The organism is Flavobacterium anhuiense, from assembly GCF_001705175.1.
In the GTDB taxonomy this organism is placed as follows: Bacteria; Bacteroidota; Bacteroidia; order Flavobacteriales; family Flavobacteriaceae; genus Flavobacterium; species Flavobacterium anhuiense.
Genome location: NZ_CP016907.1, coordinates 177,108 through 203,896, shown reverse-complemented (window position 1 = coordinate 203,896; position 26,789 = coordinate 177,108). Strand labels below are relative to the sequence as shown.

Genomic DNA, 26,789 nt, shown 5'->3' with positions numbered 1-26,789 from the left:
ATGGTTTAAAATAAAAATACCACAAATATGAAAATAGTAGCCTTTGGAGGAAGTAACAGTAAGCAGTCAATCAATAAACGTTTAGCAACCTACGCATCTAGTTTGTTTGAAAATGCAGAAGTTGAAGTTTTAGATCTTAATGATTTTGCAATGCCAGTTTTCAGCGTAGATCTTGAGAAAGAAATTGGTCAGCATGAAGTGGCACAAGCATTCTTGAACAAACTTAAAGAAGCTGATATTCTAGTTGTTTCAATGGCGGAAAATAACGGAAATTATTCTGTTGCTTTCAAAAATGTTTTCGATTGGAGTTCTAGAATTGAAAAAGATGTTTTTCAACACAAACCAATGTTATTGTTGGCAACTTCTCCTGGCGGTAGAGGTGGTGCATCTGTTTTAGGAATTGCACAGAATCTTTTTCCTCGTTATGGTGCTGAAATTAAAGGAAGTTTCTCATTACCAGCATTTGGCTCGAATTTTGATTTACAAGAAAATAAAATCTCTAATCCTGAATTAGATCAAGAACTGAAAGATATTATTAAATCAAATTTTTAAATGCCACAAAAAAAGATTGCCCTTATTTTCCTTTTATTAAATAGTATTTTCATCAATTTTACTTTTGCTCAAAAGATTAGTGAAGTTGATAAAATAGTTGCAAAATACCCAAAAAGCTTTGATAGCACTGAAAAATTAGCCGACAAAATCGAAAAAGATTTTGATTCGGATTATGATCGTGCGCGTGCTATTTACAGTTGGATTGCTTTCAATATAAGATACGATTACAATGCCTATTTGAATCCGCCAAGAGTGCAGGGTTTCAGTTATTCTTCAGAAGCAGAAAAACAGCGAAAAATAAAACAGCTGAATGATAATTTAGTTCAGAAAGCTTTTAAATCTAAAAAAGCAGTTTGTGAAGGCTTTACGGCTTTGTATCAGCATTTGGCTTCCTTGATGGGAATTAAATGCGAAATCATTCGTGGCGATTCTAAAATTTCAGTAAGAGATATTGGAAGAAAAACCACTTCATCCAATCATGCTTGGAATATGGTTTTGATTGATAAAAAATGGCGTCTTCTAGATGTAACATGGGGACAAGGCTATTATGACAGCAGTAAAGGCAGAATGGTCAATGATTTTAATCCTGCTTATTTTGATACAGATCCAGATTATTTCTTTGCGAAGCACTTTCCAGATTCAGGTTCTTATTTAGGAAACAGATTAAGCAAAGAAGATTTTCTTAATGGACCTTTGATTTATAATACGACAATCGAAAAAGATTATAAAATTAAATCCCCAGATTCTGGGATAATTGAAGCACGAAATGGGGATAGAATTACAGTAGAAATCAAAAATCTTTCGAAATCGAATCAGGTTTTTTATTTGAATAAATACAATAAAGCTGTTAAGGTTCAAAATCCGAAAGAGAAGCGAGGAGGTTTAGAATTTCAGATTCCAATAGATAGTAACATAGGTGATTATATTACTGTTTTTGTAGATGGAAATAGTGTCGTTTCTTTTAAAATAGTTTAAAAATAAAAGATTAGATTTAGATCTTTCTTCTTTTGTTAAAATTGACGTATCTTAGCAAGAATGATCCGAATTTGAATGCTATGGAAACAACTTTTCTGAAATCAATCTTAGACAATGATTTCTACAAATTTACAATGCAGCATGCTGTAATTAAACTTTTTCCAAAAGCAAAAGTTCGGTATGGTTTTATAAACCGCGGAAAACATATTTTTCCGGAAGGTTTTGCCGATTTACTTCGAAATTCTGTCGATGCAATGGCAGATCTTCGTTTAACAAAAGAAGAAAAGAACTATCTCGCCCATTATTGTCCCTATCTCGATCCTACGTATTTAGATTTTCTGCAAGGATATAGCTTTGATCCGTCTGAAGTTCAGATTAGTCAAGAAGGATCAGAAATAAAAGTTACTGTTGAAGGATTTTGGTACAGAACCATTTTGTGGGAAGTACCGTTAATGGCTTTGATTTCGGAACTTTTTTATAAATCCAACCACTTAATTCGTTTAAATGATGAAGCGGTAAAAAGTCTTACGAAAGAAAAAATAGAGAATTATAATAAACTTGGAGTTTCTATTTTAGAGTTTGGAACCAGACGACGCCACTCTTATGATGTGCAGAATCTTGTAAATGAGACTTTGCGTACTTATGGTGGGCAAAGTTTCATTGGAACCAGCAATGTACATTTTGCAATGGTCAATAATCGGAGACCTCTAGGGACGCACGCTCACGAATGGTTTATGTTTCATGCCGCGCAATATGGTTTTAAAATGGCAAATTCGATAAGCTTGGAACATTGGACACAAGTTTACGGCGGCGATCTCGGAATAGCTTTAACAGACACTTATACTACCGAAATATTTTTCAATCAGTTTGATAAAAAATATTCTAAACTTTTTGATGGCGTCCGACATGATAGTGGTGACCCAATTGAATTTGCTCAAAAAGTGATTTCGCATTACATAAAAATGGGAATCGACCCAAAATCAAAAGCTATTGTTTTTTCTGATTCCTTAAATTATGATAAAGTAAAAAAGATTGTCGATTTCTGTCAGGACAAAATAAAAATGTCGTTTGGAATCGGAACAAATTTTACCAACGATGTTGGCCTTCCTGCAATGAATATGGTGATTAAATTAACCGATACAAAACCCGATAATCTACATTGGCAGGGCGTTGTGAAACTTTCTGACGAGAAAAATAAAAATACGGGAACGCCCGAAATGATTGCTTTAGCAAAAGAAGTGCTAGGAATCAAATAATATTTTTTGCTAAAAAAGCAGTTTTTAGATCCTTTCAGCGCCCTTTTTACTTTAAAATCAATTTAAATAGATTTTAAACTGTTATTATTCATAACAAAAAGAAAATACGCTTTCATTTTTTGCTAAGAAATGGTACATTAGCAAAAAATCCCAAAATCATATATGCTAGAGCAAAATCAATATACCGAAGATAATATTCGTTCGCTTGATTGGAAAGAACACATCCGTATGCGTCCTGGGATGTATATCGGAAAACTTGGAGACGGATCTGCGCCGGATGATGGTATTTACATTCTTCTAAAAGAGGTTTTAGACAACTGTATCGATGAGTTCGTAATGGGCTCTGGAAAAACTATTGAGGTAAGTATCAAAGAAAAGACGGTTACCGTTCGTGACTACGGACGAGGTATTCCCTTAGGAAAAGTGGTCGATGTAGTTTCGAAGATGAATACGGGAGGAAAGTATGATACAAAAGCTTTCCAGAAATCAGTAGGTCTGAATGGAGTAGGAACAAAAGCAGTAAATGCACTTTCGACTTATTTCCGCGTAGAATCGGTTCGTGATGACAAACAAAAAGCGGCAGAGTTTTCAGCTGGAAATTTAGTGTCCGAAGAAGATATTATAGAAACAACAAAACGTAAAGGAACGAAAGTAACTTTTACGCCAGACGAAACGATTTTCAAAAACTTTAAATTCCGTTTAGAATATGTAGTGAAAATGGTTAAAAACTATTGTTATCTAAACAATGGTTTGACGATTATTTTCAACGGAGAAAAATACTATTCAGAAAACGGACTTCGTGATTTGTTGGAAGAGACTATCAGTGAAGAAGATTTAGAATATCCAATTATCCATTTGAAAGACCACGATATTGAGGTGGCATTGACCCATAGTAAAACCCAATATAGCGAAGAATATCACTCTTTTGTAAACGGTCAGAACACAACACAAGGAGGAACGCACTTAGCGGCGTATCGTGAAGCGGTTGTAAAAACAATTCGAGAGTTTTACAATAAGAATTTTGATGCGTCAGATGTTCGAAAATCGATTGTAAGTGCGATTAGCATTAAAGTAATGGAACCGGTTTTTGAGTCTCAGACCAAAACAAAATTAGGTTCTACCGATATGGGTTCTGATGACGGAACACCAGCGGTTTCTGTTCGTACTTTCGTTAACGATTTCATCAAAACGAAACTGGATAATTACCTGCATAAAAATCCGCCAACAGCCGAAGCTTTATTGCGTAAAATTCTTCAGGCAGAACGCGAAAGAAAAGAATTGTCTGGAATTAGAAAATTGGCGACAGATCGTGCTAAAAAAGCGAATCTTCACAATAAAAAATTAAGAGACTGCCGAGCGCATCTTCCAGATACCAAAAACCCTAGAAACTTAGAAAGTACGCTTTTTATTACTGAGGGAGATTCGGCTTCTGGATCGATTACAAAGTCGCGTGACGTAAATACGCAAGCGGTTTTCAGTTTACGAGGTAAACCTCTGAATTCATACGGAATGTCTAAAAAGATTGTGTATGAAAATGAAGAATTCAACTTATTGCAAGCAGCGCTTGATATCGAAGACGGATTAGAAAAACTGCGTTACAACAATATTGTAATCGCAACCGATGCCGATGTCGACGGAATGCACATTCGTTTACTTTTAATTACTTTCTTTTTGCAGTTTTTCCCTGAATTAATCAAAGAAGGTCATTTGTATATCTTACAGACACCACTTTTCAGGGTTCGAAATAAAAAAGAAACCATTTATTGTTATTCTGAAGAAGAAAGAAAAGATGCCATCGAGAAATTAAAGCCAAAACCAGAAATCACGCGATTCAAAGGTTTAGGAGAGATTTCTCCAGATGAGTTCAAAAACTTTATTGGAGACACCATTCGCCTTGATCCAGTTATGATGGATAAACATACTTCGATTGAGCAGTTGTTATCTTTCTATATGGGTAAAAATACCCCAGACAGACAAGATTTTATTATCAAAAATCTTAAGGTGGAGATTGATGAGCTTGAGGAGGTTTAAAAAGAAAAGAATTACAGAAGAATTTTTTAGTATTTATACTGAACAAAATATATGAAAGACGAAGAAGACGATAACATAATTCCAAACGACGACGAGAATAATTCAGAGGAAAATCTGGATAACATTCAGGATGGCGATGATGATGTGATTGATGGTGAAGGAAAACATTTCGAAGGTGCACATTTTTACGAAAATCAAGAAGAAGAAGGCGAAGACGTTATTACTAAAGTAACGGGAATGTATAAAGACTGGTTCTTGGATTATGCTTCGTACGTAATTTTGGAACGTGCAGTTCCTGCTATCGAGGACGGATTCAAGCCTGTTCAGCGTCGTATTATGCACTCTTTAAAAGAGTTGGATGATGGTCGTTATAATAAAGTTGCCAATGTTGTTGGTCACACCATGCAGTATCACCCACACGGAGATGCGAGTATTGGTGATGCCATGGTACAAATCGGTCAGAAAGATTTATTGATTGACTGTCAAGGAAACTGGGGAAATATCTTAACCGGTGATGGTGCAGCAGCACCCCGTTATATTGAAGCACGTTTATCCAAATTTGCTTTGGAGGTTTTATATTCTCCAAAAATTACAGAATGGGGACTATCTTATGACGGTAGAAAAGCTGAACCAATTAATCTTCCTGTAAAATTCCCATTGCTTTTAGCACAAGGAGCAGAAGGTATTGCGGTTGGACTATCTACAAAAGTGCTTCCTCATAACTTCAACGAATTAATTGACGCGTCGATTAAAATCTTAAAGGGGAAATCATTTACACTTTATCCAGATTTTGCGACAGCTGGTATTGCCGACGTTTCGAATTACAACGATGGAATGCGTGGCGGACGTGTGCGTGTGCGTGCTAAAATTTCGCAATTAGACAAAAATACTTTGGTGATTACGCAGATTCCGTTTTCTACCAATACCTCGAGTTTGATTGATAGTATTTTGAAAGCCAATGAAAAAGGTAAAATCAAAATCAAGAAAATTGAGGATAACACCGCCGCTGATGTTGAGATTTTAATTCATCTTTTCCCGGGTGTTTCGCCAGACAAAACAATCGATGCTTTATTTGCGTTTACAGCCTGTGAGACTTCAATTGCACCTTTAGGATGCGTAATTGAAGATAATAAGCCGTTATTTATTGGCGTTTCACAAATGTTGAAGATTTCAACTGAAAGAACGGTTGATTTGCTTAAACAAGAACTTGAAATTCAATTAGAAGAATTAAAAAATAAGTGGCATTTCTCTACTTTAGAAAAAATCTTCATTCGTGAAGAAATGTATATTGACTTCAAATTATATGGAGATAGAGAATCACTTTACAAATATTTATACGACCGTTTTGAGCCTTTCAAAAAATCATTTGTTAGAGAAATCAACGATGACGATTTACAAAGACTGACTCAAATTCCGATGATTCGTATTACTCGTTTCGACTCTGATAAAGCAGATGAATTAATCTCTAGATTAGAAGAGGAAATGAAAGAGGTAGAATACAATTTGGAGCATCTTACCGATTTTGCCATTGCTTACTTTACCAAACTGAAAGAGAAATATGGAAAAGGGCGAGAGCGTAAAACAGAACTTCGCGTATTTGATAACGTTGAAGCTACAAAAGTAGTTTTAAGAAACACAAAACTATACGTAAACCGCGAAGAAGGTTTCGTAGGAACTAGTTTAAAGAAAGATGAATACGTAGGCGACTGTTCTGATATTGACGATGTTATCGTGTTTTTACGAGACGGAACCATGATGATTACAAAAGTTGATGCCAAGACTTTTATCGGAAAAGATATTATACACGCAGCGGTATTTGATAAAAACGATAAACGCACGATTTATAATATGATGTATCGTGATGGTAAGTCAGGTCCGTCTTATATAAAACGTTTTAATGTTACAGGTGTAACACGCGATAAAGCCTACGATTTAACGAATGGAACAAACGGTTCTCAGGTAGTGTATTTTTCGCATAATCCTAATGGAGAAGCCGAGGTTGTGACTATTTTGCTTCGTCAGGTTGGAACGATTAAGAAACTGAAATTCGATATTGATTTCGCTAAGTTAGCTATTAAAGGGCGTGGTTCTAAAGGAAATTTAGTAACCAAATATCCAATCAAAAAAATCGAATTAAAAGAAAAAGGAATTTCGACTTTACTGCCAAGAAAAGTTTGGTTTGATGATACCGTAAAACGTTTAAATGTTGATGCAAGAGGAGAATTATTAGGAGAGTTTAAACCAACAGATAAAATCTTAGTCATTAGTCAATCAGGGAAATTGAAAGTAATCATTCCAGAATTATCTACACATTTTGATGAAGATATGATTGTATTGGAAAAATGGAATCCTAAAAAACCAATTTCAGCAATCTATTATGATGGAGAAAAAGAACGTTATTTCTTGAAACGTTTCTTGGTAGAAAATGAAGGAAAAGAAGAAAGTTTCATTACTGATCATCCAAATTCGCAGTTAGAAATCGTTTCGACTGATTATCGTCCAGTGGCACAATTGGTTTTCGCCAAAGTAAAAGGTGTTCAAAAAGACGATCTTCATATTGATGTAGAAGACTTTATAGCCGTAAAAGGTTTCAAAGCTCTTGGAAATCAATTGACGACTGATAAATTAAGACAGGTGAATTTATTAGAGCCGCTTCCTTATGAAGAACCAATTGAAGAAGTTCCGGAAAAACCGGAAATTCCAGAAGATGATCCTGTTGAAACAGAATTAGACGACGATGGACAAATAGGCCTAGTTTTAGAATAAAAACAAAAAAACGCTAAGATTACTTAATTTCTTAGCGTTTTTTATATAAATTATTGAGATCTAATTTTAAATTGAAAGGGTTTCTTCTTTAACCCATTTTACTTCGTTATTTTCAATAACAACCGAAACAGTATCGCCATCTTTGACTTCTCCAGAAATTATTTTTTTAGCTAAAGGTCTTCTTAAATGCGTTCTGATAATGGTTTTAATTGGTCTTGCTCCATATTTGGCATTGTAGCCGTTTTCTGCTAAATAGAGCTTGGCTCCCATCGGAATTTCTACTTTAATATTGATGTTTTTCAATAAATCCATAAATTCTTTTTTGAGGTGTATCTCGAAAATCTTTAATGCATTTTCTTTGATGATAGGCGCGAAAGGTATAATTTCAGTTAAACGCCCTAAAAATTCTGGTCTGAAATAATTTGCCATAATTTCCATTAAAGAACTTGAAGTTGGGATTTCACCACTATTGAATGTGTTGACAATATGATCCGCACCAATATTTGAGGTAAAAAGTATAATGGCGTTAGAGAAATCGCCTTCTTTTCCTAAACGATCATGCAGTTTTCCTTCGTCCATAATTTGAAGAAAAACATCAAAAACAGAAGGATGTGCTTTTTCAATTTCATCAAATAAAACAATAGAGTAGGGCTTTTGTCTAATTTTATTGACTAACAAACCTCCCTCTTCATACCCGACATAGCCTGGAGGTGCCCCGTACAACAAAGCCGCAGAATGTTCTTCTTTAAATTCAGACATATCAAAACGAATAATAGCATTTTCATCTTGAAAAAGAAATTCCGCTAAGCTTTTTGCTAATTCTGTTTTTCCAGTTCCTGTTGGTCCTAAAAAGAAAAATGATGCAATTGGCTGTCCAGCTTTGCTTAATCCCGAACGTGATTCGAGAATAGATCCTGAAACAGTTGCAATACAATGATCCTGGCCAATTACCCTTTTTCTCAAAACGTCTTCAATAGTATTTAGTTTTTGTTTCTCTTCTTCTTTAAGTTTTCCTGCAGGAATGCCAGTGAAATTAACCAATTGCTGGCTTCAGTAGAGCAACAGGCAAAAGAAAGCAATTTTTCTAAGAATAATGATCCTTATTTAATGATTAAACCAAGAGCAGATGAATCAGTAGGAAAAGCATTTATGATTACTTATTGGTCTACATGTGCAGAAGAAGGAAATGACATTAAGGCGGGAACTGCCCTAGAATGCAAAGACGATTTGTTTTTTGTGAGTCAGTCCACGACTCTTATGACCAACACAGCAGGTGGTTTAAATAAGCAAAGCAACAAAGACAGAATATTGGCTTATAGAAATGCTTTGCTGACTCGAGGGAGAATTGTAACTTTTGCTGATATTAAAGCCTTTGGGTTTAACCATTTTAAAAGTTCAATAGAAGATATTAGAATTGAAAAAGGAACTAGAAAGGAAATTTCTGTAAAAGCAGGCTTCAGTCGAACGGTTGATGTCTACATTAAGACAAATCCAGAGGAGAAACAGCAATTGTCTGATTCGGAGTGGAGCTATCTATGCGATAGTTTTATTAAAAATCTGAAAAGTAAATCATCAAATGTCTATCCGTACAGGATATTTGTTGATTAAAATGTAAAACGGCTAGAAATCATATTTTCAGCCGTTTTTGTTTAATCGAGATTTATTTTGGTTTTACTGGTATTTCTTGTCCGTGAGCGTTTTCATAAAAGCAACAAGAGCTTTTTCCTCTTTTACAGTTAAATTCAGTTTGTCAAAAGGAAGCGTCTGGTTTTCTACTTCATAGCCTAAACCAATTCCACCGCCTTTATTGTAAAATGAAACCACTTCTTCCAGCGTTTTAAAAACTCCGTTATGCATGTACGGCGCAGTTATAGCTACATTTCTAACCGTTGGTGTTTTAAAAGCACCAACCAATTGTGGCATTTTATTGTATATGTAACGGCCTTTATCTGGACTTAAAGATTTTCCTAAAGGCTCATTTGGAGTTCCGATAACTTCATGTTCGGTTTTGGAATAACTTGGCGGAACCGTTCCGTTAAACAAAGGTGTAAAATGACAAGTGGCACATTTTGCTTTTCCCATAAAAAGGTTCATTCCTTCAATTTCCTCATTGTTCAGCACGTTTTTATTTCCTCTCATGTATTCATCAAATTTGGAATCAAAAGCATTTAAAGATCTTACATAACTCGCAATAGCATTTTGAATCTGCCAAGCTTCAGGTTTTGAGGTTTTTGGAAAGGCTTTTTTGAATAGTTTTACATATTCTTTATCAAGCTGAATTTTAGCATGAATATTTTCCATAGACCCGTGCATTTCATCTTTATTCTGGATCACATCTACACTTTGTTTTTCTAAATCTAATTGACGCATATCCCAAAATTGAGCATTTTGCAGAGAGGCATAGGTTAGAGTAGGAGTGTTTCGGGGTAAATTCTTTCCCGTTAATGAAACATTAGTTTTTAAGCTATCAGTAAAAGCTTTTTCTGGATTATGGCAGGTTGCACAGCTTCGGTCATTGTTTTTTGAGAGACTTGTGTCATAAAATAATTTTTCGCCTAGAACAGCTTTTTCTTTAGTAAAAGCATATTCTTTAGAAAGTACAAAAGCATTTACGTCAAAGGCATCTTTGTCGAATAAAGTTTCAATTGTTGGTTTTAGCGGACTGCTTTTCTTTACATCTTTAATGTTTTCTTCTTTCTGAAAAGTTTTCAGTTTTTTCGAAATCGGATTTAGATATTCAGTTATAAATACTGCACGATTGAAAGCATTAAAATTATTATTTTCCGTGCAGTACTTTTTTGCATTTTGGGTTAATTCTCTTAATTCAGATACTGACTTATTATCAGCATCAATCTTTTCAAGCGTTTCTGGAATTGAGATTAAACTTTGGCTGGCTTCTGGAATTGAAGATTGCAAAATCGGACTATCAAAACCCGTAATTCCTAAGGCAATCACTCTAAAAACATTCTGCTGTATAGCATCTAAAACGTAATCATCACTTACATTTATCGCTTCAAATGTATTTTCTAACTGTTTTATATTCGATTGGAAAATATTCAATTCTCTTGCTAAATCTTCTTTACTTTCGGAATTGTATTCAGGATAAATCATTTCTTCCATAACCTGAAAACCATGTGGTTCAAAAGATCGGTTTTCTTCCAATTCTATTTCGTCAAGAGCAGGACCATTCATAAATCGGGCAGTTTCAGGAATGAAATATTCAATTGCCCATTCGACTTTTTTGTATGCCAGACGTGATTTTTTAAATTGTTCGACAATTTCTTTCTGTGATGAATTGCTTTTTACAAGCTTTTGAAGATGAGTAATTTCATTATTAAGCTTACTTAAATCGACAAGTAGTTCTTGTTTAACTGTAGGTTTTGAAGCTTCGCTTTCTTTGCATGAAAAGAAAAAAGAAAGCATTAGGAATAGAAAAGTAAAATATTTTAATTTCATAGTGGCGTTGTAATAGAAACAACCCTTATCGGAAAATAAGGGTTGTCAATAAGATTTTGTTAGAAATTATTAGCGCTGCACGTTTCTAATAATTACAGTTTGCCCTCCCTCTTTGTTAGTTTGAGTTCCTGAACCGTCGGCATTTTTAAATGCATCGCTCTGCCAAGTATGAGGGTGAATATTTACCGTGAAAGTATCTGGAACACCAATGATATCTGAAATGTCTTGCATGGCTCCAAATTCCCAGCTTCCAAATCTCATTTCGCCGGTTTGGTTATAAAGTGTGTTCCAAGCTGTATCTGTTCTTTTGTGATTCATGTTTAACCACGGTTTATTTTGTTTTGTAGCAATATTGTATTGCCAAATGTATGAATCGTGTTTTGCATCTGCATAATAGCTGTCGCCATCTTCCTGAATGTATACATAGTTTTCAGTCACACATAAATTATCTGGATTGATGATTCCAGTTCCAGGAGTACTGTCACCTTCAACAGCCAATTCTAAAGTTCCTTTTAATGGGTTTGTTGCGTCTAATTTCACTTTATAAACTCTTCCCCACATGGTATATCCTTCAACAGGAGCATTGTTAGTTGCCTGACCAGTTGCAGTAAAATAGATTTCTCTATTGTTGCTTGCGCTTCCTTTTCTGTAATCTACGTCTTCAACTCTTGAAAAACGAATTGCTTTTAAGTCATTAACCGTTGTATTGATTACAGCACCAGTTAAGTTTTTTGCATTTGGAATTTCAACAAATTCAACTGGGTATGAATTGTTTAAAGTCATAGTAGTTTCAACTTGATTTCCATCAGTTCTTTTTAAAGCGTATAATTTTCCGTTAGATAAATCACCAACTGTACTTACATACATAATCAGCTGGCCGGCGCTTACGTGAGAAGTTGCATAAGACTGATCTTCACCGATTAAAATAACTGTTTTTCCAGGATAAGCCTCTTTTGGAAGCGGAACTGCGTTTTCCATACTTGCTTTTCCTAAAGCTGGTAAAACTCTATCTGTTCTAGCTTTATCGGAAGATAATCCAAGAGGATTAATTCCGTGAACCATGCTTTCTTGACCGCTTTCTCCGGCAGTTAAAAAGATTGGTCCAAATCCGTGGATTTCTGGAGTTGCCAAAGTAGCAGAACATAAACGAGTTAGGCCTCCAACACCATCAACGATATAATCTCCTTTTACAGGTTTGAAAGTTTTATCTAAATATACTCTAGATACAGATTGGATAATTTCGTGGTTGGTAATCATAATGTATCCATCACCATTTGGGTCTTTCATTAATCCGGCACCGTCTGGCTGTGCTCCGTAAACAAAAGAAGGTGAATTTGGAAGAACATCTGCACTTGTAATTAAAGTACTGATTTTTAAGTTTTCAAAACCTGTTTGAGCATACACAAAAGGAGGTACTTTTGAATGTGAAGTAAAATCGATACTTGCGTTTACATCGTTTTTTGAATCTTTGTCATCATTTTGACAGCTTATTGCAGAAAGACCTGCAAGTCCAAGCAAGGTAATTGATTTTAAAAAGTTAGCTTTCATAAAGTGTTTTTTATTTTTTTGATTAAGGCAAAGCTATCTCTCTAAAACAAAGTACACGTTATGTTAATTTTTTCTTAATGCTAATAAATGTAAGTCTTGTATTATGAAATGGTAAATTGAAGGTTTTGAATGTAAATTTAAGATTGATAAAAAAAATTAATATTTAAAAAGCTGATTTAAGCTGACCTCTTTTTTTTCTCGTAACTTCTTTACAATCTTAAGAAAAGCAATTGCTGTTATATAAGCATCTCCCAAAGCGGTATGACGATCTTTTTTTGAAATATCAAATTTATCAGCCAAATCATCTAAAGTATAATGATCTTTTCGTTCAAATAAATGCGACTGAATCAAAGTCTTTTTATACAAATAAGCCGTATCTAAAGTTTTGTTTTGCAATTGCGGAAGTTCATTGCGCTCTAAAGCTCTATTGATCATCGTAACATCAAAAATGGTATGATGTGCAATAATTATAGAATCTCCTAAAAAATCTAAAAACTGCTGTAATGCTTCTAGTTCAGTCGGGCGTTTAATAAGCAGATCTTTTAAAATACCATGAATCTGAGCGGTAGATTTATCATAATGCTCTTGTTCCAAATAAACCTCAAAACTTTCCTGAACATTAATAATTCCGTTTTGAAGAACCAGTGCGCCAATACACAAAATACGATCATTATCGTAGTCAAATCCTGTAGTTTCGGTATCTAAAACCACAAAACGAGTTTCTTCGATCGTAATATTTTCGTCGAATAAATTGTTTTCTTCTTTCTTCCAAAAATTGAATAAACTCATTATTATACCAGATTTGAGATGTTAAAACGTACTGAAATAAGTTCCTGAAGTTCTTTTATAGTTTTAAAAGTACGTTTCAGTTTAATTTTTTCCATTTTGGTTAAAGATTCCAATTCGATAAACTGACCCGAATCATGATGCAACAATCCTTGTTTCGTTCTGAATTTTAATAACGCTTTAAACGAATACGAGCATGATAAATATAGCTCTCTATTGTTTGGTTCCAATTCTGCCAGTTTCTCAAAACGCTCTGCCGTATTACTGATTCCTTTTACCGAATGAGATAAAATTAAAACACGTGCTGCGTCGGTTAAAGGCATTAAAGCTCTTCGTTTAATGTCAAAGTTATCCTTGTTAGCTCCGTCTTGCTCTACTAAAAACTGTCTAAAGAAACCAGTTGGAGAAGGACTTTGTAAAGCACCGCTTACCAAATGCATATAAAAAATCGGATTTGCTTTTAAATCTTCAAAAATATAATCGGACAATTGATTTGCCACTTCGCTATCTCCGTAAGTTAAGCTGTAATCAAAGAAAATAAACGACAATAATACCTCATTTTTACCAGGATTGGTAATCCAATGGTGCACATGACTTTTCCATTCATCCAAACTCATGCACCATTTTGGATTCGAAGCCATCATTTCGGCAGGACAATAATCGTAACCAATTTCAAAAAGACCTTTATTGACAAGTCCAGCAAATTTTAAGAAATAGATTTTAGTTTCATCTCTGAAAACTTCATTGACATTTTCGTACACAATAGCATTATCCTGATCCGTATGCAGCATCTGTTCACCGCGTCCCTGACTTCCAAGTGCCAGCCAAGCAAATTTTACAGGTGGGGGACTGCTCATTTTTTCGATACAAATTTCGATAACTCGAGTTATGCACGCTTCATTCAATTCAGTTATGATTTTGGTAATCAGAGTCATCGGAATGTTTTGATCCAAATAACCCTGTAGCAATTGCATAATTCGGTTTCGGATTGGCTTTATTTCTTTGACTTTTTTAGCACGTTTCAACGCTTTTATTAAAACGGCTGGATTATTTCCGAGCGCCACCATAACGTCGTGTTTTGACAAAATTCCAACTGCTTTTGTATTTACAGTCCCGTCTTTTGTCAAACATAAATGGCTGATATTGCTTTTCATCATCGCCATTTGCGCCTCGGTGACTGTCATTTTTTTCGGATACGTAATAACCGGTTTTGTCATTATTGTTTCGGCAGTTGTCGTTATAGGAAAATCTCCAGTGACAATTTTATTTCGAAGATCTTTATCCGTCAAAATACCAATCGGAAGCATTTCATCTACAATCAAAATGGCACCGACTTTTTTCTTATTCATGATTTTCGCAATGTCCTTAACAGTTGTTGACGGACTGCAGGTTACGATTTTTTTAGAATATTTGATAGGGGCTAAATCGAAAGAATGATTGCTGGAATGCAAATTTTCATTCAGCTGATCATCACCGTATAATTTATCTTTATGGATATCTGAATACGGATTTCGAGTATTCGAAGCATAACTCTCAATCAGGAAATTACCAACATTTCTATTCTCAAGCGCATAGGGTTTAAAAACGGCAATCGGAATGGCATATAGAATGGTTTCTTCATGCGCCACAGCTTCCATAATATAATTTTCTTGCGCCAAAAGCGGACGAAGTCCAAAAATATCCCCTTCATCACACATGTCTAAAACCGTATTTTTAGTGCTTTTTTTCAAAGCTACTGCACCTTTATGAACCACATAAAAAGAGTCGTGCGTTTTGTCATTTTCAGCAAAAATCACAGCATCTTTTTCTTTATATATAATTGAAATCTGCTCAGACAGTTTTTCTAAATCTCTTTGATGCAAAAAATTAAACGGCGGATATCCTTTTAAAAAGTCAGCTACTCTTTGCGAAATGGTATTTTTCATTTGGTTAGATTAAAGTTCTAATGTACTATTTAAAATAGAAATGTAAAAGAAACATTTTTATTTTTTGAGTTGCAAAGAAACAGAGGGACAAAGGGACAAAGGTTTTTTTTCACAGTTTTGTCATCCCGAGGAACGAGGGATCTCCGTAAGTAGCTCCACACTGTATTTCATTTTTTAATAGATTAAAAAAAGCTCCAAGATTGGAGCTTTAAATAGTATATAACGAAAGTTTAATCTACTTTATAAACTGTGCCTCGCTGTTTTTCTTCAGAACCAACCAAGCCAAATTCAAAAGTATACGAATCTTTAGAAGTTGTTAGAATCTTCATGCTGATGGCTTTTTCTTCAGCCATATTTTTTGGATGTTTTTTCTGCAGCACATATTCGCAGTCACTTACCCAACGAATAGTCGCGGTATCTGTTTTTCCTTCAAATGTTTCGATTTCAATATCGTCTTTGCGCTCAAAATAAGTTGTTTTTTTTACGCCATTGACTTCTGTTTCAAATTTGAATTTTCCAGTTTTAAAATCCTTGCAATTGTGTTCGGTATTATAACAAGACACTAAAGCCAGAATCGGTAATAAGAATAGTATTTTTTTCATTTTTTTATGCTTTAAGCTTACAGCTTTTATCATTTCAATTTCTTTAATTCATCATCAGTAAAGTTCTTGATTTCTTTTTCTTTGGCAAACTTTTCGGCATTATAATTTCCCGATTTATTCTTCGGAATCGATAAGCTATTCCATTCGCTGTTTTTCAATTGTTTAGCATAAAAAACAATCTGTCCGACATGATAAGGATAATGCGCTAATTGACGATTTATAGCTTCAATAACCGTATGGCCTTCATTTCTAATGTAAATGATATCTGAAAGCTGTTCGGGTTTTAAGCTTTCCAAAGCATTTTCAAGACAATTCCAGCCTTTATTCCAAACTTCCAAAACTTCTTCTTTAGATTGTAAATCGTTTTCAAATTCGGAATCACGGTTTCGCCATTCTTTCTCGCCGTCAGAAGTTAAAAAATCTGTCCAACGAGAAAGCATATTGCCAGAAATATGTTTTATGATTGTCGCTATACTGTTGGTGTCGTCATTAAAAGAAACAAAAAGCTGTGATGGTTCAAGTTGGTCAATTGCTTTTTCGCCAAGCATTTTATAATATAAAAATTGTTTTTTGACACTTTCTAGGTAAGATTGATCTGCATTCATAATCAAATGATTTTAATGTCATATTTATCTAATAATCCAACAATTCCTTCAGTAGAAAACTGGGCTTTTTTCATCGGATTAAACTCAGGATCAATTTTATAATTGTAAGCTGTTTTAAAGTTAACTCCAGCTAGTTGAGTTTCGTTAAAAATAGCACCCTCAAGATTGCAATTGTCAAAGACAGAACTCGTTAAATTGGTTCCGATAAAAGTCACTTCGCGCACAGAAGAATTGATGAACTTGGTTTTAGGCATTTTTTTATTCGAAAAAAGAGCATAATCCAGAACACAATCTTCAAAATATACTTGAAATAAAAATCGTCACATTCATTAAAAGCGATTCCGAGAAGTTTACAGTTTTTAAAGGTTACATTTTTTAAGCTCGTTCCAGCCAAACTGGTCATAGATAAATTGCAGTCAATAAATTCGCAGTCAAGGAAAGTATTAGAATTGAAATTGCTGTTGGAAAAATCACAATTTTTAAACACACAATCTTCAAATTCTCGATTGTTTATTCGTTTATCGATATAAACAACTTTTTCAAATGTTTTCTGAATGTGAATTAGACTTTCCATGTTTTATAAATATTAAACCTAACAGGTTTTCAAAACTTGTTAGGTTTGTTGATTGCTTATTTAGTCATTAAAAATACCTTTCATAATGATTTTCAATCCGAAAAAGATCAAAAGCATAGAAGAAAGACAAGCCACAATTCCGATTCCTAAAACAAGATAATGCCAGTTAGTATGCTGGTTCATAAAAGCATTATAAATCAATGTTGGGCCAAGAAACATAAGAGGCAGAGCACCTGATAAATATTTCACTCCTTTTTTTAGTAATTCTTTATTTGTTGCCATGTTTTTAGTTTCAGGTTTTCCTTGTGTCAAGTTTCAAGTTGTTTGACTTGTGTTTAACCGCAAAGGTCGCAAAGTTTTTTTACATTAGAAACTTTAAATAAAACGCAAAGTTCGCAAAGCTTTGAAAAAACTTGCGAACCTTGCGTAAACTTTAGCTCCCGATAGCTATCGGGATTGCGGTTAAACTAAACGACAAAGCAAAATACTTTTATTTTTTATAATTATCAACAGCATTTCTCACGCTGCCATATTTTTTCAATAGTTCAGAAGCTTCATCATACGAAACCGAAATTTCATCCATAATCATCTTAACGCCTCGATCAACAAGTTTGATATTGCTTAACTGCATATCAACCATTTTGTTTCCTCTTACTTTTCCAAGCTGAATCATAGATGCAGTCGAAATCATATTCAGCACCAATTTTTGTGCAGTTCCAGCTTTCATTCTAGAGCTTCCTGTAACGAATTCTGGTCCGACTACAACTTCAATTGGGAATTGGGCAGTTAAAGCCAACGGACTTCCTGCATTACAAGTAATACATCCCGTTACAATATTGTTTTTATTACAAGATTCTAAACCGCTAATTACATAAGGAGTCGTTCCAGAAGCAGCGATTCCAATAACCACATCGTTTGAATTGATATTATGGTTTTGAAGATCGATCCAAGCATTTGTTGTACTGTCTTCGGCGTTTTCTACAGCACGTCTTATGGCTGTATCACCGCCTGCAATAATGCCATTTACTAAATCAAAAGGAACGCCAAAAGTTGGTGGACATTCTGAAGCATCGACAACACCAAGACGGCCAGAAGTCCCTGCACCAATATAAAACAATCTGCCTCCGAGTTTTAATTTCTCTACAATCTGAGGAATTAAAGCTTCGATTTGTGGCAAAGCTTTTTCTACTGCATAAGGCACAGTTTTGTCTTCTTGGTTTATATTGGATAACAATTCATGAACAGACATTTTCTCTAAATGTTCATATTTTGATGCTTGTTCAGTGGTTTTGGTAAATGTCATTTTATCGTTATTTAGACTCGTCAAAATTAATATATTTTATCTCAATCTTGCAAAGTCTCAGAGATTTAAAATCAATTTTTTTTCTTGTGTTTTTTCAGCATAAAGACGCTTTATTCCCATCATTGTTACATATGCTAAAATATTTTTCACAAAGTTTTTTTGAAAGATAAAGTATCAAGTTAGATTTATTAGAGAGAATAGATAGAATTTTAGCTTTTATTTCTTTAAAGACAGTACGTTTTAGGAGATTTTAGTTGACTTATGAATAATTTTTTGCGTGAGGGATAGGAGCAAATTACCGAAGTAATGCGGATAGCCCGACAGCGTCCCGATAAGAGGGCGAATAAACTCAAAGTAAATTTGCCCTCTTATCGGGATGGTGGCACGCCCAGATTATAAAAAGAATGCCAATAGAATTCCGAGAACGATCATAGAAACTTTAGCAACATTGAATTTGTGCCCTTCGCTGCTTTCAAAAATAATCGTTGACGAAATGTGAAATAAAATACCAATTACAATTGCTGTTATTTCGGTGTAATATTTGCTTAAAAATGGCAAATATTCAGACGCCACAGTTCCTAGCGGTGTCATGATGGCAAATGTCAGCATGAAAGCAAAAATGGCTTTTTTGTTTAAATCGGCATTGATAAAAAAGGTCGTTAGAATAACCGCAATTGGAAGGTGATGAATGGCAATTCCTATAGCCAAACCGTGATGATGGCTTACTGGAAAACCTTCTAAAAAGGCATGAATGCAAAGACTGGCAAACAATAGCCACGGAATCTGAGACAGTTTTGCATGTCCATGAACATGTCCGTGTTCGGCTCCTTTTGAGAAAAATTCGAGCACGATCTGGAACAAAATTCCGACCATTATAAAGATTCCGATATTATGATTGTGTGATTCGTAAACTTCTGGAAGAAGGTGCATTACGGTTAGAGACAATAAAAAAGAGCCGCTGAAAGCCAGCAGTAATTTTAAATTGGTTTTGTTTTCGGGTTTTATAAACAAAGCCGCGCTATATCCTAAAAGTACAGAAAATAAAGGTAATAAATAGTTCATTTATATTTGTTTAACCGTTGATTCGTTTAATCGTTTTTTGCTTCCGATTAACGGTTAAACAATTAAACGATTTACCAATTTATTTAAAAATCATGATTAATCTTTCGCTTTCGGTTTTATGGAATTTTTTGAGTTTGTAGTCTCCAAAAATGTCCAGCAGGAAAATTCCGGCTTCGTCCATTAAATCCTGAAAGTCTTTCAAAGTTAGTGCTTTTACTTTTTCTGTAAAATGATATTTTCTGCCTTTGTCCTCAAAATCAATTTCTTTAAAAATATGTCCGTCTTCAACATATCTTTTGATATGAAAATCTATTTCGTCGACCGTTTTTACTTCTTCAGGCACAAGGTTTTCAATAACATTTGCCACGTTCATGAAATCGATAACAGCAAAACCATATTCAGATAAGCTTTCTTTAATTGCCTTTAAGGTTGTTAAATTATCATCGTCGCTTTCAAAATAGCCAAAACTGGTGAAAAGGTTAAAAATAGCGTCGAACTTTTCTTCAAAAGGTTCGCGCATATCGTGCACTTTAAAATGCAGTGTTTCGTTACTGTTTTTGCTGGCCTCGGCAATACTGTTTTCAGACAAATCGGCCCCTAAGACATCATAGCCAAGTTGGTTTAAGTAAATAGAATGACGGCCTTTTCCGCACGCTAAATCCAATACTTTTGCTTTCTCAGGCAAATTAAGGTAATGCGTTAAATTGTCCATGAAAATCTGTGCTTCACGATAATTACGATCCTTATAAAGAATGTGATAATATGGCGTATCAAACCATGAAGAATACCAGTTTTGATTGTCGTCTTCTTGGTTTGGGGTTGATGCGTTATGTTTTTCAGACATTTATTCTATTTCAATTAATTCAAAGTCCGGCAAATTTAGTGTATTTTTGCCGAAAAATAACTATTTCGCTCCGATACGTGTTTATACCAGTATAATAAAATGTTATGGCGATTGGTTTTTTTTAATTGAAAAAAAATGGAAGAAAATTTTAAAATGATTGCCAAATGTTTTTTTGGCTTTGAAGAAATATTAGAAAAAGAATTACGAACACTTGGTGCTCAGGATGTTGAAAAAGGAGTGAGAATGGTAAGCTTTAAAGGAGATAAAGGTTTTATGTACAAAGCCAATTTGTCTTTGCGCACGGCTCTTAAAGTATTAAAACCAATTTATTCTTTTAGAGCAAATAATGAGCAGGCTTTGTACAAAGGTATTTCGGGTTTAAACTGGTCAAAATATTTAAATGCGAACCAGACTTTTGTGATTGATGCTACGGTGCATTCTACTTATTTCAATCATTCTGAATTTGTTTCTCAGAAATGCAAAGACGCAATTGTAGATCAGTTTAGAGAAAGAACTGGGCAAAGACCAAGTATTGATAAACAATATCCAGATTTGCGTATTAATATTCATATCGATAAAGATCAGGTTTCTGTAGCTTTAGATACTTCGGGAGCTTCGCTTCATCAGCGCGGTTATAGAACAGCTACGAATATTGCACCAATTAATGAGGTTTTAGCAGCTGGAATCCTTTTATTGTCTGGATGGGACGGGCAAAGCCATTTCCTTGACCCGATGTGCGGTTCGGGAACTTTCTTGGCAGAAGCGGCTATGATTGCCTGCAATATTCCAGCAAACATCAACAGAAAAGAGTTCGCTTTTGAAAAATGGAAAGATTGGGATAATGATTTGTTTGATACAATTGTGGATAGTTTAATGAAAAAAACACGCGAGTTTCATTATACGATTAAAGGTTTTGATAAAGCGCCAAGCGCCGTTAGCAAAGCAAAAGATAATATCAGAAATGCCAATTTAGAGGATTATATTAAGGTTTACGAAGAAAATTTCTTTGATACGGAAAAAGAAACAGAAGGAAAACTTCATGTCGTTTTCAATCCGCCTTATGATGAGCGTTTAGATATTCACATGGAAAGATTCTATGCTAATATTGGAGACACTTTGAAGAAAAATTATCCTGGAACAAATGCTTGGTTTATTACGGCAAACCTTGAAGCTTTGAAATTTGTCGGATTAAAACCGTCAAGAAAAATTAAACTTTTCAACGGAAGTCTTGAAGCACGTTTGGTGAAATACGAAATGTACGAAGGAAGCAAGAGAACTAAATTTCAAGTCTAAGTTTCTAAGTTACTAAGGTTCTAAGATGCTTAGAATTTTAGCTAACTAAAAAAGATTAAAGAAAATTTTAAATAATATTAAGATTTAGATGTTTTAAGTTGCTAAGAAAAATCTTAGCAACTTAGCATCTCAGAACCTTACTAACTCTAAAAAAAAAATGTCAAAACTACAACTAAGAGCTTTTTTATACCAATTAGCAGCTTTTGCAATTCTATTTCTTCTATTTAGATATTTGATTGCTTCTTATACAGGATTAACAGGAATTTGGATTCCGATGACAGCATTTGTAATTGGAACTATAATTGGTCCTAAATTTCAAGCTGTGAGAACCAAAGATGGCGAGAAGCTTTTTATGAAATGGCTTTTTATAAAAGGAATCAAAGAAATCGAATAATCTAAAAAATATATGAGGAAAATTGGACTTATTGGCGGAATCAGCTGGGTTTCTACATCTGATTATTATACCTTGATTAATAAAGGAATTAATGAAAAACTCGGCGGATTGAATTTCTCTGAGTGTTTGATTTATTCTTTTAATTATGCCGATATTAAAAAGAATAACGACGCCAACGATTGGGATTCGACTTTTAATATGCTTTTGAAAGCTGCGGAAGTTTTAAAATCGGGCGGGGCAGAAGCGATTCTTTTATGTGCTAATACCATGCATCTCATTGCGGATAGATTACAACAAGCAATTGATATTCCTCTTCTTCATATTGCAGTAGAAACGGCAATTGAAATTGAGAAAAAACAGCTGAAAAAAGTAGGTCTGTTAGGAACCAAATTTACAATGGAACTAGATTTCTTTAAAGACAAGCTTGCTGAAAAAGGAATTGAAACGATAATTCCCGTAAGTGAAGAAGTAAAAGATTTTATTCATTACACTATTTTTGAAGAATTAGGAAGAGGAATCGCAACGGAAGAAACAAAAAAACGTTATCTAGAAATAGCAAATGAATTGATAAAAAACGGAGCAGAAGGAATCATTTTAGGATGTACCGAAATTCCGCTAGTCATAAAAGAAGGAGATTTAAATGTTCCGATTTTTGACACAACTTTAATACATACGCAAGCAGCAATTAATTTTCAATTAACATAGTTTCGAGTTGCTAAGCTACTTAGGTTCTAAGTTGCTAAGTTTCTAAACATCATAAAAAAGGGAAGATTCAATTTGAATTTTCCCTTTTTTATCTTAGAACCTTAGTATCTTAGCGTCTAAAAAAAACTATTTCTTCTTAGGCTCTTCTTTCTTTGCAGTTTCAGAAGCCATTGTCTTTTTCTTGTAAATCGGAATAAAGTAAGAAACGGTATAGTTGAAACCTATTCCAAAACTTCCATCGTAAGTTCTGTTGAATCCTGGAATATAAAGGTTTTCAAAATTATTTGGTTCTTTGTTTGTAGCCAGAAGTTTCAGCTGAACACCAAAACCAACAAATACGTTTCTAAAAACCTGTGCTTTTAATCCCATTGCAACTTCGATCCAAGTTGCCATAAGTCCGCTGTATTTCTGACCCTCGTTTATCGGAGGTAGTTCACCCCAATATGGATTCGAATTGTAAATTTTGTAATTAATCAGTTCTTGGCTAAAAGTACTGAAACCTCCGCGCATTCCTATCGTAATCAGGTTTTCCATATCCAGCCAGTTTTGATAAAAGTTATAATCAAAACCTGCTTTAATATAAGTTCCGTTAGCAGAAGAAGTCAATCGGTCGTCTTCTGTAGTTTTGTCTTCGTAGCCTAATTCTGCAGCTATATAATATTTTTTTGTCAAGCGCCAGTCTCCTACAAATTCAATTCCTTTGTAATCTTTATCGTAAAGTCCGCGAGTTAATTTGTACAAGTCAACACCAACACGAAGTCCGTAGCGATCAGTTTTTACAACGCTATCTTTTGGAGCTTCCTGAATTTCTGGTTTTACCGTTTTTACAGTTTTTTCTGTTTGAGGCTTTTTAGCCACTATTGTGTCTTTATTTTTAGAAATTTCAGGCACATCCTGAGCAAAACCTAAAAACATTGAAAACAATAATGAAAGACTAAAAATAAACTTTAATGTGTGTTTCATTTTCTAATTCAATGTTAGGGTTTTCTAAATCAACTTCGGTCATCCAGAAAGTATCTCCGTCTGGATCAGTATGTACAAAAGGGGCAACGTTTGTTAACTGAAAAATAGTTTTAAATCCGCAAGCTCTAGATACATACACATTTTGTGTCGTATAGTTGAATTTTATAACATCAGTATTGATCGTTGTGGGCGTTTCACTTAAAGAGTTATAAATAAACTTGAAGGTTGTTGTGTTGTCATTTATTTTTAAAGGAATCATAACACTACTTCCGCTGGTTACATATCTCAACGGATCATCAACGGCGAGACTTTCATTAAAAACAATTCCCTGTTCCATTCCATCGCCAATAACTTTTAAGTTGCTTACATTTTTAGTTTTTGTCGGATTGGCAATATCATAAAATGTAATCACCAATCTTGGCGTGGTTGGTGTATTGGCGTCGCAAATATCATCTTTCTCGCAGCTAGATAAGCCAAAAGTAAAGAGTAGCAAAAGAGAAATTAGTTTTTTCATCTATTTTTTATCGAAGTTCTAAAAGTACAACATTTTCAACATGATGCGTCTGCGGAAACATGTCAACAGGTCTCACTCGTGTCACTTTGTATTTTTCATCCATTAAAGCTAAGTCACGTGCTTGAGTTGCAGAATTACAGCTTACATAAACTACTCTTTTTGGTGCAATTTTTAAAATTTGCTCCACTACATCTTTATGCATTCCGTCGCGAGGCGGGTCTGTAATAATAACATCTGGTTTTCCGTGTTGTGCAATAAAAGCTTCGTTAAAGACTACTTTCATGTCACCAACAAAAAACTCGCAATTTCTAATATTATTGCGTTCTGCATTGGCTTTAGCATCAATAATAGCTTCTGGAACACTTTCTACTCCGATTACTTTTTTTGCTTTTTTAGAAACGAATTGAGCAATTGTCCCTGTTCCTGTATATAAGTCATAAACCGTCTCGTTTCCTGTAAGACCAGCAAAATCACGTGTTATTTTGTATAATTCGTAGGCTTGGTCAGAATTTGTCTGGTAGAAAGACTTTGCATTAATGCTGAATTTTAGACCTTCCATTTCTTCTAAAATGTAATCTCTTCCTTTGTAAAGAATAACATCCTGATCGTAAATAGTGTCATTTTGCTTGCCGTTTACCACATATTGTAAAGAAGTGATTTGTGGAAACTTCTCGTATAAATGGTCAAGAATTAATTCTCTATTTTCTTTGTCATCTTCAAAAAACTGAATTAAAACCATAATTTCTCCTGTAGAGACAGTACGAATCATGACAGTTCTCAATAATCCAGAATGTTCTCTTGGATTAAAAAATGCTAAATTATGCTCGTTTGCAAAAGCTCTGATCTCGTTACGAATGGCATTTGAGGGATCTTCTTGCAGATGACATTTATTGATGTCAAGAATTTTATCCCACATTTTCGGAATATGGAATCCTAAAGCATTTCTATTTCCTAAGTCTTCCGTGCTTCCAATTTCTTTTTCTGTAAGCCAACGGCTGTTAGAAAAAGAAAATTCCATTTTATTTCTATAGAAAAACTGTTTCTCAGAACCTAAAATATCTTCAAATTCTGGAAGCTCAATTTTTCCTATTCTTTGTAAGTGATTTTTAACTTCATTTTGTTTAAATGCAAGTTGCTGGCTGTATTTCATATTTTGCCATTTACAACCTCCACACACTCCAAAATGTTCGCAGATCGGATCTACTCTATATTCAGATAATTCGTGAAATTTTACAGCTTTACCTTCGTAGTAAGCCTTTCTTTTTTTTAATGTCTGTACGTCTACAACATCTCCAGGTACCACATTCGGAATAAAGATTACTTTTCCGTCAGGTGCTTTGGCTACTGAAACCCCTTTTGCACCAGCATCAAGAACTTGAATTTGATGAAAGACAACTTTGTCTGTATTTTTTCTTCCCATAGCGCAAAAATAAGCCTTTGAAAACTTTTACAAATTTAATTTTTGAAAAAATTTAGAAATTCTTCAAAATATTAGTTTAATTGGCTATAAAAGCTAATTTTGTTTTAGCAATTATCCCCAATAAAAATAGCTATTAATCTACGCTTATTCTTGTCTTTTTATGAAGTTGTATCATAAACTCTCACAAATCAGCTTTCTTAAAAAAAGTTATGCTTTTAAATTCCTATTTGTCGCTTTTATAGGTATTCATATTCCTTTAATTGGCATTTTATTTTTCGTTTTGTTTTTCGAGCATGAGGTTTCATCGACTTCCATTCTTATTTTTTCTTTAATTATGACATTGTTGGCAACAGCAATAACACTTTTGGTTTTAAACAAGCTGATAAAGCCCATTGCCACAGCTTCAAAGGCTTTGGATGATTATAGAACTTCAAGAAAATTGTCTGATCTGCCAACAGAATATACAGATGAAGCTGGACTGCTTTTGTGCAACATACAAGAATCTATTAATGAAGCTGAGAATTTTATCAACGAAAAACAGGATTTAATCTATATGCTTTCGCATGATTTGAAAAATTTTGCTGGAAATCCGCAAGGTTTGGCTCAATTGATTATAAGCGAAAATCCATCAGAATCGGTTAAGAATATGGCCGAATTGATTTGCGAATCGACTGATCTTCAGTTTAGATATATCGAAAATTTCATCAAGTTGCTAAAAGAGCAAGATGATGTTGCAAAAGTGAGCCAAGAAGCTAAGGTCATTTCATTTTCTAATATTCTTCCTTTTATTAATGAACAAGTCGAACAGCGATTACTTGATAAAAATATAAGACTAGATTTAGCAATAGAATGTTCAGAAGCTAAACTGAAAATAGATGAGGGCCTTTTGATTCAGGTTTTGGTAAATCTGATTAGCAACGCGATTAAGTTTTCCTATTTTGAAAGTGAAATAAAAGCCAGAATCTTTTCAGAAAACTCAAAATTGATTATAACAGTAAAAGACCACGGAATAGGTTTTGATAAAAATCAGATTGAAGAATTATTTAAAAAATTCACGAAAATGAGCCGACTTGGAACTGCAAGTGAAGGTTCTACGGGGATTGGATTGTATTTGTGCAAAAAAATCATTGAAAGAAATAAAGGGCAATTGACAGCATCCAGTAAAGGAAAAAATAAAGGTGCCGAATTTAGAATTGAATTTGATGTCTAAATATG

25 protein-coding genes and 1 pseudogene are annotated in these 26,789 nt (G+C 34.2%); 10 read left to right on the top strand and 16 right to left on the bottom strand.

Annotation, left to right across the window (positions count from 1 at the left end; genetic code table 11):
- Positions 1-27 precede the first annotated feature (27 nt).
- The 5 genes from BB050_RS00840 to BB050_RS00820 all read left to right on the top strand — a co-directional run bounded on the left by BB050_RS00840 (position 28) and on the right by BB050_RS00820 (position 7,580).
- The gene (locus tag BB050_RS00840) at positions 28-552 is read left to right on the top strand and encodes an NADPH-dependent FMN reductase (RefSeq protein ID WP_066032243.1); all 525 of its coding nucleotides are present in this window, start codon (positions 28-30) and stop codon (positions 550-552) included.
- A complete protein-coding gene (locus BB050_RS00835) occupies positions 553-1,527 on the top strand; it encodes a transglutaminase domain-containing protein (protein WP_066032242.1) in 975 nt (324 codons plus the stop codon).
- Between the two features lie 80 nt (positions 1,528-1,607).
- Positions 1,608-2,783, top strand: coding sequence for a nicotinate phosphoribosyltransferase (gene pncB, locus BB050_RS00830; protein WP_066032241.1), 1,176 nt, complete (start codon positions 1,608-1,610; stop codon positions 2,781-2,783).
- Positions 2,784-2,945: 162 nt separating this feature from the next.
- A complete protein-coding gene (locus BB050_RS00825; protein WP_008462577.1) occupies positions 2,946-4,814 on the top strand; it encodes a DNA topoisomerase IV subunit B in 1,869 nt (622 codons plus the stop codon).
- A 51-nt stretch (positions 4,815-4,865) separates the two neighbouring features.
- Complete coding sequence (locus BB050_RS00820; RefSeq protein ID WP_008462578.1) at positions 4,866-7,580, top strand: DNA gyrase/topoisomerase IV subunit A; 2,715 nt, start codon at positions 4,866-4,868, stop codon at positions 7,578-7,580.
- Between the two features lie 66 nt (positions 7,581-7,646).
- On the opposite strand, the pseudogene BB050_RS00815 reads toward BB050_RS00820, so the two are convergent.
- Positions 7,647-8,609: pseudogene (locus BB050_RS00815) on the bottom strand (AAA family ATPase); the annotation flags it as partial.
- A 12-nt stretch (positions 8,610-8,621) separates the two neighbouring features.
- Between BB050_RS00815 and BB050_RS00810 the strand changes: the two are divergent.
- Complete coding sequence (locus BB050_RS00810; protein WP_066032240.1) at positions 8,622-9,188, top strand: hypothetical protein; 567 nt, start codon at positions 8,622-8,624, stop codon at positions 9,186-9,188.
- A 63-nt stretch (positions 9,189-9,251) separates the two neighbouring features.
- On the opposite strand, the gene BB050_RS00805 is transcribed toward BB050_RS00810, so the two are convergent.
- The 12 genes from BB050_RS00805 to BB050_RS00755 all read right to left on the bottom strand — a co-directional run bounded on the left by BB050_RS00805 (position 9,252) and on the right by BB050_RS00755 (position 20,285).
- Positions 9,252-11,036, bottom strand: a complete 1,785-nt coding sequence (locus tag BB050_RS00805) for a cytochrome-c peroxidase (protein WP_066032239.1) — start codon at positions 11,034-11,036, stop codon at positions 9,252-9,254.
- Positions 11,037-11,105: 69 nt separating this feature from the next.
- Positions 11,106-12,584: a PhoX family protein gene (locus BB050_RS00800; protein ID WP_066032238.1), complete on the bottom strand. Its 1,479-nt coding sequence runs from the start codon at positions 12,582-12,584 to the stop codon at positions 11,106-11,108.
- 156 nt (positions 12,585-12,740) lie between these two features.
- Positions 12,741-13,373 carry a 3'-5' exonuclease gene (locus BB050_RS00795; protein ID WP_066032237.1) on the bottom strand — a complete coding sequence of 211 codons (633 nt, stop codon included), beginning with the start codon at positions 13,371-13,373 and terminating at the stop codon, positions 12,741-12,743.
- A gap of 2 nt (positions 13,374-13,375) precedes the next feature.
- A complete protein-coding gene (locus BB050_RS00790) occupies positions 13,376-15,295 on the bottom strand; it encodes a DUF294 nucleotidyltransferase-like domain-containing protein (protein ID WP_066032236.1) in 1,920 nt (639 codons plus the stop codon).
- Between the two features lie 230 nt (positions 15,296-15,525).
- A complete protein-coding gene (locus tag BB050_RS00785) occupies positions 15,526-15,897 on the bottom strand; it encodes a hypothetical protein (RefSeq protein ID WP_035690664.1) in 372 nt (123 codons plus the stop codon).
- A gap of 29 nt (positions 15,898-15,926) precedes the next feature.
- Positions 15,927-16,502, bottom strand: a complete 576-nt coding sequence (locus BB050_RS00780; protein WP_066032235.1) for a DUF1572 family protein — start codon at positions 16,500-16,502, stop codon at positions 15,927-15,929.
- A 2-nt stretch (positions 16,503-16,504) separates the two neighbouring features.
- Entirely contained in the window at positions 16,505-16,756 is a 252-nt protein-coding gene (locus BB050_RS22025; RefSeq protein WP_236940401.1) for a pentapeptide repeat-containing protein, read from the bottom strand.
- The gene (locus tag BB050_RS22020) at positions 16,714-17,076 is read right to left on the bottom strand and encodes a pentapeptide repeat-containing protein (protein ID WP_236940400.1); all 363 of its coding nucleotides are present in this window, start codon (positions 17,074-17,076) and stop codon (positions 16,714-16,716) included. The genes BB050_RS22025 and BB050_RS22020 overlap by 43 nt, the downstream gene beginning before the upstream one ends.
- A gap of 60 nt (positions 17,077-17,136) precedes the next feature.
- Positions 17,137-17,358, bottom strand: a complete 222-nt coding sequence (locus BB050_RS00770; protein ID WP_008462598.1) for a DUF6095 family protein — start codon at positions 17,356-17,358, stop codon at positions 17,137-17,139.
- Positions 17,359-17,566: 208 nt separating this feature from the next.
- Positions 17,567-18,379, bottom strand: a complete 813-nt coding sequence (gene murQ, locus BB050_RS00765; RefSeq protein ID WP_008462601.1) for an N-acetylmuramic acid 6-phosphate etherase — start codon at positions 18,377-18,379, stop codon at positions 17,567-17,569.
- A gap of 393 nt (positions 18,380-18,772) precedes the next feature.
- Positions 18,773-19,441, bottom strand: coding sequence for a ZIP family metal transporter (locus BB050_RS00760; RefSeq protein WP_066032234.1), 669 nt, complete (start codon positions 19,439-19,441; stop codon positions 18,773-18,775).
- 79 nt (positions 19,442-19,520) lie between these two features.
- Positions 19,521-20,285 carry a class I SAM-dependent methyltransferase gene (locus BB050_RS00755; protein ID WP_008462605.1) on the bottom strand — a complete coding sequence of 255 codons (765 nt, stop codon included), beginning with the start codon at positions 20,283-20,285 and terminating at the stop codon, positions 19,521-19,523.
- Positions 20,286-20,420: 135 nt separating this feature from the next.
- Between BB050_RS00755 and BB050_RS00750 the strand changes: the two genes are divergently transcribed.
- The 3 genes from BB050_RS00750 to BB050_RS00740 all read left to right on the top strand — a co-directional run bounded on the left by BB050_RS00750 (position 20,421) and on the right by BB050_RS00740 (position 22,677).
- Positions 20,421-21,578 (top strand): THUMP domain-containing class I SAM-dependent RNA methyltransferase, encoded by a 1,158-nt coding sequence (locus BB050_RS00750; protein WP_008462606.1) that lies wholly within the window; start codon positions 20,421-20,423, stop codon positions 21,576-21,578.
- Between the two features lie 157 nt (positions 21,579-21,735).
- Complete coding sequence (locus tag BB050_RS00745; protein WP_008462608.1) at positions 21,736-21,972, top strand: hypothetical protein; 237 nt, start codon at positions 21,736-21,738, stop codon at positions 21,970-21,972.
- 12 nt (positions 21,973-21,984) lie between these two features.
- Positions 21,985-22,677, top strand: coding sequence for an aspartate/glutamate racemase family protein (locus BB050_RS00740; protein ID WP_066032233.1), 693 nt, complete (start codon positions 21,985-21,987; stop codon positions 22,675-22,677).
- Between the two features lie 126 nt (positions 22,678-22,803).
- Here BB050_RS00740 and BB050_RS00735 read toward each other — a convergent pair whose 3' ends face one another.
- Genes BB050_RS00735 through rlmD form a run of 3 tightly spaced genes read right to left on the bottom strand, consistent with a single transcriptional unit; the run spans position 22,804 to position 25,574 of the window.
- Positions 22,804-23,640 carry a DUF6048 family protein gene (locus tag BB050_RS00735; RefSeq protein WP_066032232.1) on the bottom strand — a complete coding sequence of 279 codons (837 nt, stop codon included), beginning with the start codon at positions 23,638-23,640 and terminating at the stop codon, positions 22,804-22,806.
- Positions 23,612-24,154, bottom strand: coding sequence for a DUF6452 family protein (locus BB050_RS00730; protein WP_008462612.1), 543 nt, complete (start codon positions 24,152-24,154; stop codon positions 23,612-23,614). Before BB050_RS00730 ends, BB050_RS00735 begins: the two co-directional genes overlap by 29 nt.
- 7 nt (positions 24,155-24,161) lie before the next feature.
- Positions 24,162-25,574, bottom strand: a complete 1,413-nt coding sequence (rlmD, locus tag BB050_RS00725) for a 23S rRNA (uracil(1939)-C(5))-methyltransferase RlmD (protein WP_066032231.1) — start codon at positions 25,572-25,574, stop codon at positions 24,162-24,164.
- Between the two features lie 334 nt (positions 25,575-25,908).
- Here rlmD and BB050_RS00720 point away from each other — a divergent pair, with 334 nt between their 5' ends.
- Positions 25,909-26,784, top strand: a complete 876-nt coding sequence (locus BB050_RS00720; protein WP_236940399.1) for a sensor histidine kinase — start codon at positions 25,909-25,911, stop codon at positions 26,782-26,784.
- Positions 26,785-26,789 lie beyond the last annotated feature (5 nt).